This window comes from Algibacter sp. AS12 (assembly GCF_046736315.1).
Classification (GTDB): domain Bacteria; phylum Bacteroidota; class Bacteroidia; order Flavobacteriales; family Flavobacteriaceae; genus Algibacter_B; species Algibacter_B amylolyticus.
Window position 1 is genome coordinate 2,644,362 of the sequence record NZ_CP151841.1, and the last position, 16,616, is coordinate 2,660,977.

Here is a 16,616-nt window from a genome sequence, read left to right on the forward strand (position 1 = left end):
TAAGGTTTTTAGAATGATGAAGAAAGTAGTAGGTGTAATTCTTGTTTTTTGTTGGTCTATTCAGTTATATGCCTCTAAGGTTGATACCCTTACGGTGTATAGTAAATCCATGAATAAGACTATAAAAAATGTGGTAATAACACCAGACGCTTATTCCAAAAAAGGAGAACCTTTAGCTGTGGTGTATTTGCTACATGGTGCAGGAGGTAATCATAAAGCGTGGTTAGGTAAAGCACCTCAAATTAAAAAATATGCCGATACTTATAATGTAATCATCATTTGTCCGGATGGGGATAAAACCAGTTGGTATTTTGATAGCCCTGTAGATGAGAGTATGCGTTATGAAACATACATTTCAAACGAGCTTATTACAGAGGTAGATAGCAAGTACAATACCATTGCCTATAAAAACAATAGAGCCATTTCTGGTTTTAGTATGGGCGGACATGGTGCTTTATATTTAGCATTTAAGCATCCTGATGTTTTTGGAGTAGCTGCAAGTATGAGTGGAGGAGTTGATATTAGACCATTTCCATTGCGTTGGGATATTGCAGATCGTTTGGGGGTGTATGCCGAAAACCCGGATAATTGGGAGGAAAACACCGTAATTAATTTAGTGCATTTGCTAAACGGGAAGAATCTAAAATTTCTATTCGATTGTGGTGTAGACGATTTTTTTTATGATGCCAATGTAAGACTTCATAAAAAACTTGTAGAACGTAATATTCCGCATGATTATATTGAGCGCCCTGGAGGTCATACTAATCAATATTGGGCTAATTCTATAAAATACCATATGGTGTTTTTTAACGATTTTTTTAAAAAATAAAATAATTCAAACCAATGAATTTTAAAACAGTTTATCTTTTTTCTTTAATAGCCTTGTCTTGTTTGTCTTGTAAAAACAATACAAGCGAAAATAAGGAAACACAAGAGGTTAAAACAAGTACTTCATCCTTAGTAAATAGTAAACCTAATATTGTTGTTTTACTGTGCGACGATCTAGGTTACGGCGATTTATCTTCTTTTGGACACCCAATTATTAAAACACCTAATTTAGATAAGTTAGCAGAAACAGGAATTAAGCTAACCGATTTCTATTCAACAGCACCAGTGTGTTCGCCTTCGCGTGCGGGACTATTAACCGGAAGAAGCCCAAATAAAGCGGGGATTTACGATTTTATACCCGGACTTAAAAAGAGTCCCGATAATAGAGATTTAGTGCACCTTCAAGCGCACGAACAAACCATTCCTGCTATGTTGAAATCTGTTGGTTACGCCACTTGTTTAGTAGGGAAATGGCACTGTAGCTCACGATTTAATTCTGATGAACAACCACAACCAGACGATTTTGGTTTCGACCACTGGTTTGCAACGCACAACAATGCAGCTCCAAGCCATAAAAACCCTAAAAACTTTATTAGAAATAGAGAAAAAGTTGGAGAGATTGAAGGGTTTAGTAGCCAAATTATTGTTACCGAGGCTATCAATTGGTTAGATAATAAAAAAGATGATAATCCATTTTTCCTAGAAGTTACTTTCCACGAACCGCATGAACCTATTGCTTCACCAGAAGATTTGGTTCAAAAATATTTACCACTTTCAGAGAATTTACAGCAAGCTGAATATTTCGCTAATGTAGAAAATGTAGATATTGCTGTTGGTCGCTTAGTAGAGTATTTTGAATCTAAGAACATAGATAATACATTAATCGTATTCAGTTCAGATAATGGTCCAGAAACTTTTATGCGTTATAGCAGAGCGAAACATTCTTATGGTACTCCAGGTGCATTAAAAGGTATGAAACTTTGGACTAACGAAGCGGGCTTTAGAGTACCAGGAATCATCAATTGGATAGGAAAAGATATTCATAACGGAACAACTAATAGTGTAGTTTCGGCTTTAGATTATCTACCAACTTTCGCAGAATTATCCGGAGCGAAATTGCCAAATATAAATCTTGATGGCGAATCGTTTGTCTCACTTTTAGAAAACGGTGAATTTAAAAGAGAAACCCCATTAATTTGGGCATTTTACGATGCTTTAAATGAAAGAAAAGTGGCTATGCGAAAAGGCGATTGGAAAATTATGGCAAGTATTGAAGCCGATGGAAAACCATTACCAAACATACATAACCTTTATGATGGTAATGAAGCTCTAGTTAAAAATGCCAAATTAGTAAACCATGTACTGTTCAATTTGAAAGCAGATATTAGTGAGTCGGCAGATTTGTCTATTAGTAAGCCAGAGGTTTTTCAAAACATGAAAAAAGCTTTAGAATTAGAATATAAAAACTTGCAAGACGAAAGTCATATTTGGGTTAGAGAAGATTAGGATTATGATAAAAAAAATGGCATTATTAATTTTTGGCATTAGCATCATATTAAGTAAAAATGGGCATGCGCAATTTATATTTCCTAAGGAAATTATAAAAGCACACCCACGTTTAATCCCATCGGAAGTTAGTCGCGAAGATGTGTGGTCTCAAATTCAAAAGTCAAGTGCTGTGAAAGTATCGTATGAAACTTTTAAAAATAACGTTTCAAAATACGTAAAGCAATATAATAACGAGCCAGAGTGGTTGTCTTCACGTTTTCAAATGTATTGGGAAAGTCATGCCACTAACGTGTTTGTAAAAGGTTCGTTTTACTCACATGCTACTGGAAAAGCATCTGTGCCTACTGTTCGTTTTACAGGGCAGCGCGATTACGTAACCGATTATAAAACACCTAAACTAGAAAATGTAAAACCGTATTTGGAAGATAAACGCGGTCTCTTTTTACAAAATAAAAACACCAATACTTGGGAATGGGTAAAGCCTTCCAAAACCGGTAGAGTAATAGAAAATATCAACGAAAATATCATGAAAATTGCTCGTGATGCCGCTTTGGTTTATTTTATTGAAAAGGATGAAGACTACGCAAAATTAGCACTTCACTTATTCGATGTGTATATGACTGGTTTGTATTATAGAAACGAACCTGTCGATTTAGAAGAAGGTAATGTTCAAAACGTCATTGGATTAACGTCTTTTCAAGTTATTAAAGAAAATATAGTTGATGAATTGGCCGAATGTTACGATTTTTTATATGATTACATTCAAAAGAATCATCAAAGTAAAAACGCTATTTATACCACGTCTTTAAAGAAGTTAGCCGAAATTATTATTAAAAACGGTGTGCCAGATAACAATTGGAATTTACACCAAGCCAATAAAGTTATTGAAATTGCTTTAACTCTAGATAACAATTTAGTTTATAGCGATGGAAAAGGTTGTCAATACTATTTAAACCGCGTATTTAACCAATCAGAAGCTAGACAATGGTCGGTTAACGATGTGTTGAGTTATGGTTACGACCAACAAAATGGTATTTGGAACGAAAGTTCCGGATATGCCTTAAGTGTAGCCGAAGGTTTTACGCATTTATCTGGCGTTATTCAAGATGCTCTGGAGGTTGATATTATGCCAAATATGCCTGTAATACCAAAGGCTGTTGCCGTTATGCCGCAATATTTATATCCAAACAAACTTATTGTTGCTTTTGGCGATTCGCATTATGGCGAATTAAAAACGCAACCGTTTTTAGATTTGGTTAGTAATGCTCGAAAATTTAATAAAAAAGCACAGGAAGAAAAGTTTTCTAGTATGCTTTATATGCTAAAAAATAAAGAAGATTTACTAAAAACAAGTAAACCAAAAGATGCTTTTAAAGCTTTGCTATATAACACTAAAGTAAATTTAGACGCGACTATTGAAGCGGCAAATATTTCAGATTATACTACAGCATCATTTTATGCACCAAACGTAAGTTGGATAGCCATGCGAAACGGTATGCATGAAGAAAACGGACTCATGATTTCGCAAGTGGGTTCTGTTGGAAATCATGCACATTCCAACGGAATTGCTATGGAACTTTACGGAAAAGGTTATGTTTTAGCACCCGAAGGTGGTCGTGGTTCTAGTTATTATCGAGACGATTATCGTAATTATTATTCGCAATTTCCAGCACACAACACGGTTTCGGTAAACGGGAAATCGCAGTATAATAAAATGCGTAGTTATTATCCGTTTCAGGTGAATGCATTGTATCCAGCTTCAGAAAAAAAATCAGGATTTTACCCAAACATCAATTTTTCCGATGTGTATTTTCATGAACCTAGCACAGATTCAGACCAAAATAGGATAATGAGTATTATTCGAACGGGGGAAACTTCAGGCTATTATATCGATATTTTTAGATCGAAACAGAAAGAAGGAAAAGCTAAATATCACGATTATTTCTATCATAATTTAGGACAAGAATTAGATTTTGAAATAAGCAATAACCAACCTTTAAAATTTCAAACGTCATCAAAATTAACTTCGAAATCGGGAAACATAAAGGCTTACGATTTTTTGTTCGATGAAACCTCAACTAAAATAAAAACACCATTTAAAGGCAGGTATACTTTATCAATCGATAATGAAAAAGTAATTATGAATATGTGGATGAATGGGAATGAAAACCGAGAACTTTTTAAGGTGAAATCGCCGCATTCCGAAGCGTTCCGAAAAATACTTCCTGAAGCTATTGAAAAAGCTCCATTGCTAACCACCGTAGTGAGGCAATATGGAGAAGCATGGAATAAGCCTTTTGTGGCAGTTTACGAACCTTCAACAAGAGAGAGACCAGAGATAATTACTTCAATAAAAACATTTGAAGTTGAAAATAAAACAACAAGTTTTGTTGGTATACAAATTGAAAGTAAAGGGGATAGAACTGATTTTGTTTTTTCATCAGACATTAAAGATTCTTTTAGTCATAATAATATTGATTTTACGGGTACTTATGGTGTGTTAATCCAAACCACGCAGCAAACCACACTTTTTATTGGTGCAGGGCAAGGCATAAGCTATAAAGGGTATAGCATCGAAATATTGGGAAAACAATCAAGTTCAGCTACTCTGGTTACTGGTGAGCAGTTCAAGCTAACTTGTAATGACCCTATCTTACTAAGCGTTCCAGATGTTTATAAAAATGGTGATGTAGTTTTAAATATGGGTTTTCAACAAGTACAAGGAAATAGGCTTACAGTAAATGATAAAAAAGTGGTTCAGTTTAAAGTGTTGCCAACCGATTTTCAAAATATTTCAATCATAACTAAAGAATAAACATGAAACGTTTTTTTCAAGCATATAGTTTAGTCGTCGTTTTGTTGCTATTTAATGGCTGTAAACAAAATGAAACTATCCAATTATCATCACCAGATGCGTCTAAAAAAATAATGTTTTTGCAAGGTGAAAATCAAAACGATATAAGTTTTTCAGTTTTTTATAATAATCAGGAAGTTATTCAAACATCGGTTTTAGAATTACTTTCAGAAGAACTTAATTTTTCGGGCAAAGTTTTAGTAGAAAAGGTTGAAAATACTTCGAATAGTTCAAAATGGACTTCAAGGTTTAGCGAGTTAAGCACCATTCCAGATCATTACAATCAAATAAAAATTTATTTAACGCAAGGTGAAGCTAAACTAAATATAATTGCTAGAGCTTATAATGAAGGCGTTGCTTTTGCTTATGAAGTGCCAGAACAAAACAATATAAAGGATATTGGTTTAAGTGAAAATATTCATTATAATTTTTCTGAAGATTACCCAGTTTGGTCAACTCCAAAACGCGAAAAAGGTGTGTTAACCGCTCAGGGAGAATATAAAAAAAAATCTATTACCGCTTTACAAAAAGGCGCAGAACGTCCGTTATTAATAGAAATTAGTGATAGCATTAAAATAGCATTAGCCGAAGCGCAATTAGTAGATTATGCACGTTTGAGCTTTACTAAAGGCCATGCTTCAAAATACAGTATTGTATCATCTTTGGATGGAAAAACGGGAGAGCAAAAACAAGATACCATAACTGGCGCTGTAATTGCCGAAAGAAAAATAAAAGGAACAAAAGTAAATAAAACACTACCGTTTCAATCACCATGGCGTGTCGTTATGATGGGTGAAAGTTATGGTGAATTATTGGAAAATAATTACATCATTCAAAACTTAAATCCGCCTTCAGCAATTGACGATTCTTGGGTAGAACCAGGGAAAGTGCTACGAGAAACAACCTTAACAACTAAGGGCGGTTTTGCGGCCATTGATTTTGTAGCGAGCCATAATATGCAGTACGTGTATTTTGATGCTGGTTGGTATGGTAACGAAATGGATAATGCTTCTAATGCTACTACCGTTACTCTAGATCCTAAACGTTCCAAAGGTCCTTTTGATATTGAAGCGATTTGTAAGTATGCCAAAGAAAAAGGTGTAAAAGTGATGCTGTATATAAACCGAAGAGCCTTAGAAGGTAAGGTTGATGAGGTATTTCCTACGCTTAAAAAATGGGGTGTTTCTGGTGTAAAATATGGTTTTGTAAGAGTGGGTGATCAAGATGCCACTGCTTGGATGCACGAAGCCGTAAAAAAAGCAGCAAAGTATAATTTGGTTATAGATATTCATGATGAATACAGGCCAACTGGATTTTCTAGAACCTATCCAAATTTACTTACCCAAGAAGGAATCCGTGGTGATGAAGAAACGGTACCTAACCAACATACCTTAATAACCATGTTTACAAGAATGTTGGCTGGAGCTGCTGATAATACGGTGTGTTATTATAATAAACGCGTAGATAGAATGGGCTCACATGCTTCTCAATTAGCAAAAACGGTGTGTATTTTTAGTCCGTTGCAATTTTTATACTGGTACGATAAAGCTCCTGCTGCTCCAATAAAAAAAGATGGTCTTTGGGGAAATACCAATACCATTGGTAACGAGCCAGAATTAGAGTTCTTTAGCAATGTGCCAACTACTTGGGATGAAACTAAAGTATTGGTTGCTGAAATTGGAGAATTAGGTGTTATTGCTAGAAAAAGTGGTGCCGATTGGTTTGTTGGTGGTATTAACGGAACTACAGAACGCGAAGTGCAAGTCGACTTTGAGTTTTTAGAGCCAGATACTAAATATACAGCTAAAGTATATACAGATGATGAAACCGTGAAAACAAGAACCCAAGTTAAAATTGAAACTATTCAAATTACAAATACCTCAAAACTTAATATAAAACTTAATAGTAACAATGGTTTTGCTGTTCAAATAATTAAAAAATAAGCAATTATGAAAAAGTCATTAATACTTCTTTTCTGTTTGTTATCAATGGGTATCGTATGGTCTCAAAATAATGTAGAAGTACATGCTATTAAACTATCGGGAGATGTACCAAATGGTAAAATTATTATAAATAAAACAGTAGAACAGGATATAGAAGCATCTATCCATCGAAAGAATAAAATAAAATTATATCCAAATGTTGAGTTTCAAACATTGGAAGGTTTTGGTGGTGCTTTTAACGAAATTGGAGGAGAAGCCTTGATGTCGCTTCCGCAAGAATTACAAGATCAAGTTATTACGAATCTTTTTGGTTTAAACCAAGGAGCTGCACTTGTTTTCAATAGAACAGCGGTAGGAGCTAGTGATTTTGGAATTGATGCGTATAGTTATGCTGAAAAAGCAGACGATTTTAAAATGAAGCATTTTTCAATTGAAAGAGAAGAAACTACGGTTATTCCATATCTTCAAAAAGCATTTAAAGCCAATCCAGATTTGAAATTATTTGCCTCGCCTTGGAGTCCACCGGCATGGATGAAGTATTCAGGTTTAATGGATAGAGGTGAAGAATTTCCTGAGAAGAACAAATTAAAAGATGAGCCTAAAATTTATGAGGCTTATGCACTTTATTTTTCAAAATATATCCAAGCTTATGCTCAAAAAGGAATCGATGTTGATCGCTTAATTATTCAAAATGAAAATGATGCCAACACTAAATATCCTTCAAATGATATGTCGGTAGCTCAAATGAACAAATTAGTAAAATCATATTTACGTCCTCAATTTGAAAAAGATAATATCGACACTGAAATTTGGGCAGGAACCTTTAGATCCTACGGACGTTTAGATGCTCTTGAAATTGCAGCTAATGAAGATTATAGAAACTTGTATGATGGTATAGGTATTCAATATACCAGCGGAATTTATATTCAGCAAACCAAAGATGTTTTTCCAGAAGTGAACTTAATGCATACCGAAGGAAATTGCGATGATGGAAAAAACAATTGGAAACAGGCATCAAATCGATTAAGAGAGATTGCCAACTACATAAATAGAGGGGTTCCTAATTATTGCTATTGGAATATGATTTTGAATGAAACAACTGAAAGTGGTTGGGACTGGAAGCAAAATTCATTAATTAATATAGATCGAAATACAAAACAAGTAACTTATAATCCAGATTATGCTGTTATTGGTTTTATGAGTCTGTATTTGGTACCAGGAGCTAAAAGAATTGCTAACTTTTCTAGAGCAGATTTAATTTCAATAAAGTACGAAGGAAAAATTTATATACTTATTCAAAATACTAAAGATAAAGCACAGGCTTATGAGTGTCAAATAGAAAATGGCGAAGGTATAAAAGTTGAAATCCCAAGTAATTCATTAGCCGTTGTTATTTTAAATATCTAATTAAAAATTATCATTATAATATAATTATGAAAAATCTAACTATTTTAAAATTTTTAACTGTTTTCTTTTTAGCAGGCATAGTGTCCTGTAAATCGAAAGAAAACAAAGAAGTTGCTAGCGTTAAAAAAGAATTACCAGCAAAGCGTCCGAACATTATTTTTATGATGTCCGACGATCATGCCTATCAGGCCATTAGCGCATACAGTAATCATTTAATTGAAACTCCAAATATAGATCGCATTGCGGATGAAGGAATTAAATTCACCAACGCCTGTGTGTCAAATTCCATTTGTGCACCGTCTAGAGCAACTATTTTAACTGGTAAGCACACGCATATTCATGGAAAAGTGGATAATGTTTTTCCTTTTGATGAGTCTCAAGTAACGTTTCCTCAAATCATGCAGGAAGCGGGCTATAAAACAGCCATGTTTGGGAAATTACACTTCGGAAACAATCCGAAAGGCGTTGATGAATTTAAGATTTTACCAGGTCAAGGCCGCTATTACAATCCTATTTTTAACACCAATGATGGTCAAATTATGGTTGAAGGTTATGTAACCGATATTATTATGGATATGACTTTAGAATGGCTAGAAGAGAATAAAAATAGTGAACAACCATTTTTAATGTTTTCTATGCAAAAAGCACCACATAGAGAATGGTTGCCTGCACCTCGTCATTTTAAAGAATATACCAAGAAAACTTTTGTAGAGCCAGAAACCTTATTTGATGATTACGAAGGTCGTGGAACGGCTGCCAAAACTGCAGAAATGAATTTATTAACCCATATGAACTGGGCTGGAGATTCTAAAATGTATCCAGAAATTATGAAAGAGTTGGGCATTAAAGATATGTCGGGCTGGGATTTAGAAGCTTTTGAGCGTGAAGTTGGAGCTATGAATGCTGAGCAAAGAGCCGTTTGGGATTCTGTTTACAGACCGATGATGGAAGAGTTTAAAACAAAGTATCCAACCATGAACGACACTGAATTAATGAAATGGCGTTACCAACGTTATATGCAAGATTATTTAGGTTGTATTGCATCTGTTGATGAAAATGTGGGGCGTTTATTAGATTATTTGGAGGATACTGGTTTAGATGAAAACACGATTATCATTTACACCTCCGATCAAGGGTTTTATTTAGGAGAACACGGTTGGTTCGATAAACGCTTTGTTTACGACGAATCTTTTAAAACCCCCCTTTTAATTAAATGGCCAAACGTAATTACGCCTGGAACGACTAATACCGAAATGGTTCAGAATTTAGATTTTGCACAAACTATTTTAGAAGCAGCTCATATTGAAGCGCCAAGCGATATGCAAGGTGAAAGTTTAATTCCATTATTATTAGGAAACGATGAAGAGTGGACTAGGGATGCTGTGTATTACCACTATTACGAATATCCAGGAATTCACATGGTGAAAAGGCATTACGCTATCATTACTCAAGATTATAAATTAGCGCATTTTTATTATGATGTGGATGAATGGGAATTATACGATCGTAAAAAAGATCCTCAAGAAATGAAGAATGTTATTAACGATCCTGCTTATGCTAATGTAGTTGTAACATTAAAACAACAACTTAAAGATATGCGCGAGTATTACGGCGATAGCTCTCAATTAGATCAAGAGATATTAAAAAAATACCTTGAAGCTAAGAATAATCCAGATATTGAAACGGTTCCGCTTCATTAATAATTGTAAAGACTAAAATGAGTTTAAAAAAACAAAGAATATTTATAATAGGGTTGCTTTTAGTAACGTTTTTTACACGTGCTCAAAATTCTGAAAAGCACCCGAGGTTATATGCTGCGGAAAATGATCGTACACAGTTATTAGAGAAAATTGAAACGGAAGCTTGGGCAAAAGCGTCGTGGAATAATCTGTTAACAGAAATTGATACTCATGTAAATCGTCATGTTACAGATCCAGAATGGATCGTGTCTCGTTTGGCCATGTATTGGAAAGATGGTGAAAGGTATACCCAATGTTATATCAAAAAACAAGATTGGGATTATGGAGAGGGTAATGCACCTGTACCAACCGTGCGCTTACCTGGAATGCGAAGATGGAATGACTATTTAAACGTTCCTCTAGAAGACAGGCTTCCATACAATGAAACTGGTGATATGTTAGGGATTAGTCGTTCTAGCGCAGATAAAACTCCTGTTGTTATTCCGTATAAAGAAACGGGACATATGGTGCGTCAGAACAATATGGAAATATTAAAACTAGCTGAAAAATCTGCTTTTGCTTATTATCTGACTCAGGAGGAAAAATATGCAAAATTTTCATCCGATATTTTTTGGACATGGATGTTAGGCACGTATTACATGCAACCGCCTTTAGACCCTAAAGAATCGGCTGGAGGTCCTGGAGGATTTAAACCAGGAGGGATTTTGGGGTATTACGATTATGAAGTGATTCATGATGACAGACAAATACCTATGGCAATTACTTACGATTTTCTTTATGATTATTTAAATGAACATCCACATGCCCATTTAACAACCATCAATAAAAAAACAGTTGATGTTGCAGGAACCGTTTTTAAACGTTTTATAGAAATTGGTTTAGTAAGAGGTGGAAAAAAAGGAAATTGGAACGTTAATCGTTATAAAAATATATTGGGAAGCATGCTCGTTTTGGAGCCAAATAGCTTTTATGAAGATGGCAAAGGACAAGAATATTATATACCCTTTTACACCGAAAAATCGGGGAAGCATTATGCAGGTCTTCCCGAAATTATGGCGAATTACAATAAAACAACAGGTTTATGGCCAGAATCTCCGGGTTATGCATCAAGTATGATTCCTTTTGTTTTAGATATGGGGGTTAAATTGTACAAAGCTGGAGTCAATACATTAGGCGATAACCCAATAATTAGCAAGGCATCGTTAGCTAATTTAGGTTGGTTGGATGCACGTGGAAATTTGGTGGTTTTCGGCGATATGCGTGGCGGTCCCGCAAACATGTCGGCTTTCGAGTCGTTGTTAACCTATTCCACTTGGGAAGGTGATACTGAAACGGCTAAAAAAATGGCGACGGTAATTCGTAAAAATATAGCTTCTGGGCAATATGATAGAACCACATCGGATTGGACAGGTATTGTTTTCAATCAGCCTTTACCAGAATCTGGAAGTGATTTACCTTTTAGTCAAACCGCATATTCACCGTTTCACAGACATATTATCATGAAAAATGGAAACGATGAAGACAACGGGTTAATGTTTACGTTGTACGGTGGTAGACATCAGTCGCACTTAGCAAAAAACGGACTAGCAATGCAATTTTATGGCAAAGGTTGGGTCTTATCACCCGATGCTTCGGCTTACGAATCGTATTGGTCTCCCGATGCTGGCTATCATCGTGGTATCACAGGGTCTAATACCATTGTTCCTGGCTATAACTCTGGAGATATTACTATCAACGCTATGGATCCATCGGTAGATACGGAAGCTAGTTTGTATAATAGTTATGTAACTTCCAGTAAGGTGTCGTTTTCCGATGTTTCAGCTGAAGAAAAACGTCGTTTAGTTGCCATGATTCGTACTTCGGAAACAACAGGATATTATGTGGATGTGTTTCGTTCAGATCAACAAGACAACGATTATATTCATCATAATTTAGGGAATCGTGTTACGGTTAAGAATGCTTCAAATGAGCCTTTAGAATTAAAATCGGTTAACGATTTAGGTACAACATATGATAAAAATTATAGCTTCTTCAAAAATCAAAAAAAGATAGATTTTACAGAAGATTTTAATGCTACTTGGGACATTAATAATGTTTCACCAGCTTTACATATTAATATGTGGATGATGGGGCAAGATAAAAGATCATTGTATGGTGTTGATGCACCACCCACCACTTTAAGAAGCGATATTACCCCAGGACAAGTCAATAAAAGTCCAGAAACTACGCCAACATTAATTATTCGTCAAGACGGAATTAATGGAAAAGAACATCCATTTGTGTCTGTTTTTGAATCTTATGAAACAGGTAAAAAATCTATCGAATCTATTTCAAAAGTAGGCGAGTTTACAGATTTGGTTAGTTTAAAAGTAGTATCTAAAAACAGCACGCAATATATTTTCAGTACTACGGAGCACAAAGTTTTTAAACCTTCAAAAGCATTAAAATTTCAAGGAACTTTTGCTGTAGCTTCAGAAAAAAATGGAACGTTTGAATATTTATATTTAGGAAAAGGTAAATTACTTCAAAATGGTGATTTTAGTATTGAAGGGGTAAACGGACCCGTTTCGGCTAACTTGAAATTTGAAAATGGAAGCTATTTCTATTCTTCAGATAAACCGGTATTTATTCAAACTAAAACCATGAAGAAGAAACAATTTCCGGCTGGATATCATATTGAAATAAAATAAATAATGAAAAAAGGAGTAATTAAAATATATATATCGGTTTGTTTCTTAATGGTGACACTTTTTGCAATAGCGCAAGCTGAAAATCACCCGAGAATTTACGTGAATAATGAAACAAAAGCCGATTTTTTAAATACTTTAGAAACTGTTAGTTGGAAAAAAGCTTTAGTTGAAAAGAAGAAACAAAATCTAGTAAAGTACTTAGAATTTGTAGCAAAAGATCCAACTTGGTTGGTATCCAGATTACAGATGAATTGGAATACCAAACATGATAAAGTCTATTTAAAAGGTGGCGATTTTTCACATTCCGAAGGTTCTGCTCCAGTTGCTACTGTACGATACTCCGGAACTCGCGATTGGGCAACCGATTATAAACGCCCAAAACTAGAAGAGGTGGAACCATATTCTGATGATCCAAGAGGATTGTATTTAGAACATAAAGAAACAGGTAAAAAAGAATGGATTCATCCATCAAAAGCTGGTTTTGCTATTGAAAAATTGAATGAGCAAATAATGAACTTAGCTCAAGATGCGGCATTTTTATATTGGCTTACTAACGATAAAAAATATGCCGATTTTGCAGCACCTGTTTTTTTAACATATATGGATGGTATGTTTTATCGCGATGCACCAATCGATTTAAAAAAATCGAATCAGCAACATATTTCGGGTTTAGCAACGTTTGAGGTTATTCATGAAGGTATTGTAGTGTCATTAGTAACAGCTTACGATTTTTTATATAATTACTTTCAAGAAAATAATACCAATTTAGAGCATGCGGTGGCGGTTTTTCAAAAATGGGGCGATCAAATTATAGAAAAAGGCATTCCAGATAATAACTGGAATTTATTTCAAGCACGTTTTTTAACTTATATCGCTTTAGTTTTAGAAAGCAATTCAAAATATAGCAACGGTAAAGGACAAGAGTATTTTCTAGATCATACCTTTAATACATCTACAGACAGGCAATTGGCTATTAAAGAATCGCTTTTGGTTTATGATCATGAAAATGGGATATGGCCAGAATCATCATCCTATTCGGTACATGTAATAACAACACTTTTGCGCATTTTTACGCTTTTGGACCATGCTACAAATAATAATGAGTTTTTAAATTATCCTATAGTTGAAAAAGCTGCATTGGCATCCTTTCAATATTTGTTTCCTTCGGGATATACAGTAGGTTTTGGGGATGCAAATCATAAAATTTTACCTCCAGAAAATTTTGAGCTTTTAATTGCCAATTACAGAAAGTACGATTTAAAAGAAAAAGAAGCTTTAATTTCTGGCTTGTTGAATCAAATTATAGATGATAAGTTATATACACGTCACGCTAATGATTATTTCGAATTGTTTTTCTATGTGGATGATTTGGCTCAAGGTGATGTTCAAAATGTGAGTATAAAAGACTTAACGTCTCCAACATTTTATGCTTCTAATGTGAGCATGTTTAACCAAAGAATGGGAGCGGAAAGTGATGCTGTAATGGTATCTACAGCGGCATCTTATGGCAACCACACACATGCAAATGGTATTTCTATGGAGCTGTTTGCAAACAACTATGTTTTAGGACCAGATTCGGGCAAAGGACCAAGTTATTGGCATCCTACATTTAGAAATTATTATGCAAGAATGCCTGCCCATAACACTGTTGTTGTAGATGGTAAATCGGATTACGCTAATATGCGTTCGTACAATCCGTTTGTGTTAGATAATGCCTATCCAAAATCGGGTAAAAAAACTAATTTCGATAAAATAACGTTCTCCAAAGTATCTTTTGTGGAGCCTAAAACGAGATCCGATCAACAGCGTTTTACGGCTATTATACAATCTAATACAGCTCAAAAATATATTGTGGATGTGTTCCGATCTAAAAAGCAAATACCAGGAAAACAAAAGCATGAATATATATATCGTAATCTTGGTCAGTCTTTAAAGCTGTTCAATAAACAAGGACGCGATTTAAAGTTAAGTGCAACCAAAGATTTAAGCTCAGATAAAGGCGATTTAAAAGCCTACGATTTTTTTAACAAAAAAGTTAAAACCCAAACATCAGATGATGTTGCGGCCTTATTCACCTTAAAAAGTGAAAATCAGCCAAATAATTATATGAAACTTTGGGTAAAAGGAAGTGACAACCAAAGCATTTATAATGTGGAGTCGCCAAAGTCGAATGCCTTGTCAAAAGGAACCGCACCAAGTGAAGTTTTAGATAAACCACTTCCAACTTTAATCTTAAAGCGCGAAGAGGCAGCTTGGATTAATCCGTTTGCAGTAGTGTTTAATCCGTTTATGGAAGGCCAAAATAATGCAATTAAAAATGTGTCATTTTCGGCATTGGAGGAGTATCCAAATACACAAATTATTACTGTTGAACAATCAGATAAAATAACAGATAATATTGTTTTAAATGCTTCTAATGGTGATGTTGTGAAAAAAGGAAGGTTTTTTCAACGCGGATTGTTATCAATAGGGCGATATTCAAAAGAAAATCTTGAGTTTATGTTTCTTTCAGGTATGTTTAAATACGAACATAATGGTTGGGATATTGTATCGTCGGGTAATCCGGTTACAATTTCTATCGAAAAAACAAATCAAGGCTATGTGTTGCAAAACAATGAAGCGGTTACATTAAATATGCCTTTTGAAAAAGGTAGAGCACCAGCTGAATTAAACTTGTACCAAGATAATATTATTGTGGGAAAAAGAAAAGGGACTGTAAACAGAAATAACAGTAATCAATTGGTGTTTAAGTTGGAAAAAGCTTATGATAAAGTAGAAATTATATTTTCTGAAAATTAAAAACAGTTTAACAAATGACATTTAAAAATATTGTATTTAGTCTTTTAGTTTTAGTAGTTTTTGTTTCATGGAAAGCTCAAAAAATTGAGATACCAGCAAGCAAGGATGTAATTTATAAAGTTGTAAATAACGACTCGTTAATGTTACGTGTTTATTTTCCTGAAAAGTTTAAAAAATCTAAAAAATATCCAACAATAGTGTTCTTCTTTGGTGGCGGATGGAATGGTGGTAGTATTTCGCAATTTGAAGACCAATCGAAATATTTTGCTTCTCGTGGTATGGTTACTGCAGTGGTAGATTATCGGGTAAAAAACAGGCATAATACATCACCTTTTGACGCGGTTAAAGATGTTAAATCGGCTATGCGGTATTTAAAAAATCATGCTAAAGAATTTGGGGTAGATACCAATAAAATAGTGGCTTCTGGTGGGTCTGCAGGAGGACATTTAGCAGCGGCAACAACATTGCTTTCTGGGTTAAACGAAGCTACCGATGATTTGTCTGTAAGTCCAAAAGCAAACGCGCTAATACTGTATAATCCAGTAATTGATAATAGTGAAAATGGCTATGGTTACGAGCGTGTTGGAGATAGATATTTGGAAATTTCGCCATTGCATAATATTGCAAAAGGAGCGCCACCAACATTGTTTTTATTAGGAACTAAAGACAAATATATTCCTGTGGCTACAGCTCAAGATTATAAAGCTAGAATGGAAGCCGTAGGTAGCCGTTGCGAACTAATAATCTATGAAGGTCAAGAACATGGGTTTTTCAATCAATGGAAAAAAGAAGGGCCAAAATATTATAAAGAAACCAATATAGCTGCCGATAAGTTTTTACAATCTTTAGGGTATTTAAAAGGAAACGCAACACTAAAATAAAAAGC

General features: G+C 34.6%; 9 protein-coding genes. All 9 read left to right on the forward strand.

The genetic code is table 11. The features are described from left to right. The first annotated feature begins 13 nt into the window (after window positions 1-13). Genes AAFN75_RS11125 through AAFN75_RS11165 form a run of 9 tightly spaced genes read left to right on the forward strand, consistent with a single transcriptional unit; the run spans window position 14 to window position 16,611 of the window. The gene (locus AAFN75_RS11125) at window positions 14-829 is read left to right on the forward strand and encodes an alpha/beta hydrolase (protein WP_411806377.1); all 816 of its coding nucleotides are present in this window, start codon (window positions 14-16) and stop codon (window positions 827-829) included. Window positions 830-843: 14 nt separating this feature from the next. After that, the gene (locus tag AAFN75_RS11130; RefSeq protein WP_411806378.1) at window positions 844-2,334 is read left to right on the forward strand and encodes a sulfatase-like hydrolase/transferase; all 1,491 of its coding nucleotides are present in this window, start codon (window positions 844-846) and stop codon (window positions 2,332-2,334) included. 16 nt (window positions 2,335-2,350) lie between these two features. After that, a complete protein-coding gene (locus tag AAFN75_RS11135) occupies window positions 2,351-5,152 on the forward strand; it encodes a heparinase II/III family protein (RefSeq protein ID WP_411806379.1) in 2,802 nt (933 codons plus the stop codon). Between the two features lie 2 nt (window positions 5,153-5,154). Next, window positions 5,155-7,134: a glycoside hydrolase family 97 N-terminal domain-containing protein gene (locus AAFN75_RS11140; RefSeq protein WP_411806380.1), complete on the forward strand. Its 1,980-nt coding sequence runs from the start codon at window positions 5,155-5,157 to the stop codon at window positions 7,132-7,134. Window positions 7,135-7,140: 6 nt separating this feature from the next. Continuing rightward, window positions 7,141-8,541: a glycoside hydrolase family 30 protein gene (locus AAFN75_RS11145; protein ID WP_411806381.1), complete on the forward strand. Its 1,401-nt coding sequence runs from the start codon at window positions 7,141-7,143 to the stop codon at window positions 8,539-8,541. Window positions 8,542-8,567: 26 nt separating this feature from the next. Then, on the forward strand, window positions 8,568-10,241 hold the full coding sequence (locus tag AAFN75_RS11150) for a sulfatase (protein WP_411806382.1): 1,674 nt from the start codon (window positions 8,568-8,570) through the stop codon (window positions 10,239-10,241). A gap of 17 nt (window positions 10,242-10,258) precedes the next feature. Beyond that, window positions 10,259-12,931 (forward strand): hypothetical protein, encoded by a 2,673-nt coding sequence (locus tag AAFN75_RS11155; RefSeq protein ID WP_411806383.1) that lies wholly within the window; start codon window positions 10,259-10,261, stop codon window positions 12,929-12,931. Window positions 12,932-12,934: 3 nt separating this feature from the next. Further along, the gene (locus tag AAFN75_RS11160) at window positions 12,935-15,730 is read left to right on the forward strand and encodes a heparinase II/III family protein (protein ID WP_411806384.1); all 2,796 of its coding nucleotides are present in this window, start codon (window positions 12,935-12,937) and stop codon (window positions 15,728-15,730) included. A 14-nt stretch (window positions 15,731-15,744) separates the two neighbouring features. Beyond that, window positions 15,745-16,611 carry an alpha/beta hydrolase gene (locus tag AAFN75_RS11165; RefSeq protein WP_411806385.1) on the forward strand — a complete coding sequence of 289 codons (867 nt, stop codon included), beginning with the start codon at window positions 15,745-15,747 and terminating at the stop codon, window positions 16,609-16,611. Window positions 16,612-16,616: the final 5 nt, after the last annotated feature.

Bases quoted from the DNA above. Each gene is read 5' to 3' on its own strand.
- AAFN75_RS11125 (WP_411806377.1), top strand. From the start codon at position 14: ATGATGAAGAAAGTAGTAGGTGTAATTCTTGTTTTTTGTTGGTCTATT.
- AAFN75_RS11130 (WP_411806378.1), top strand. From the start codon at position 844: ATGAATTTTAAAACAGTTTATCTTTTTTCTTTAATAGCCTTGTCTTGT.
- AAFN75_RS11160 (WP_411806384.1), top strand. From the start codon at position 12,935: ATGAAAAAAGGAGTAATTAAAATATATATATCGGTTTGTTTCTTAATG.
- AAFN75_RS11145 (WP_411806381.1), top strand. From the start codon at position 7,141: ATGAAAAAGTCATTAATACTTCTTTTCTGTTTGTTATCAATGGGTATC.
- AAFN75_RS11135 (WP_411806379.1), top strand. From the start codon at position 2,351: ATGGCATTATTAATTTTTGGCATTAGCATCATATTAAGTAAAAATGGG.
- AAFN75_RS11150 (WP_411806382.1), top strand. From the start codon at position 8,568: ATGAAAAATCTAACTATTTTAAAATTTTTAACTGTTTTCTTTTTAGCA.
- AAFN75_RS11155 (WP_411806383.1), top strand. From the start codon at position 10,259: ATGAGTTTAAAAAAACAAAGAATATTTATAATAGGGTTGCTTTTAGTA.
- AAFN75_RS11140 (WP_411806380.1), top strand. From the start codon at position 5,155: ATGAAACGTTTTTTTCAAGCATATAGTTTAGTCGTCGTTTTGTTGCTA.
- AAFN75_RS11165 (WP_411806385.1), top strand. From the start codon at position 15,745: ATGACATTTAAAAATATTGTATTTAGTCTTTTAGTTTTAGTAGTTTTT.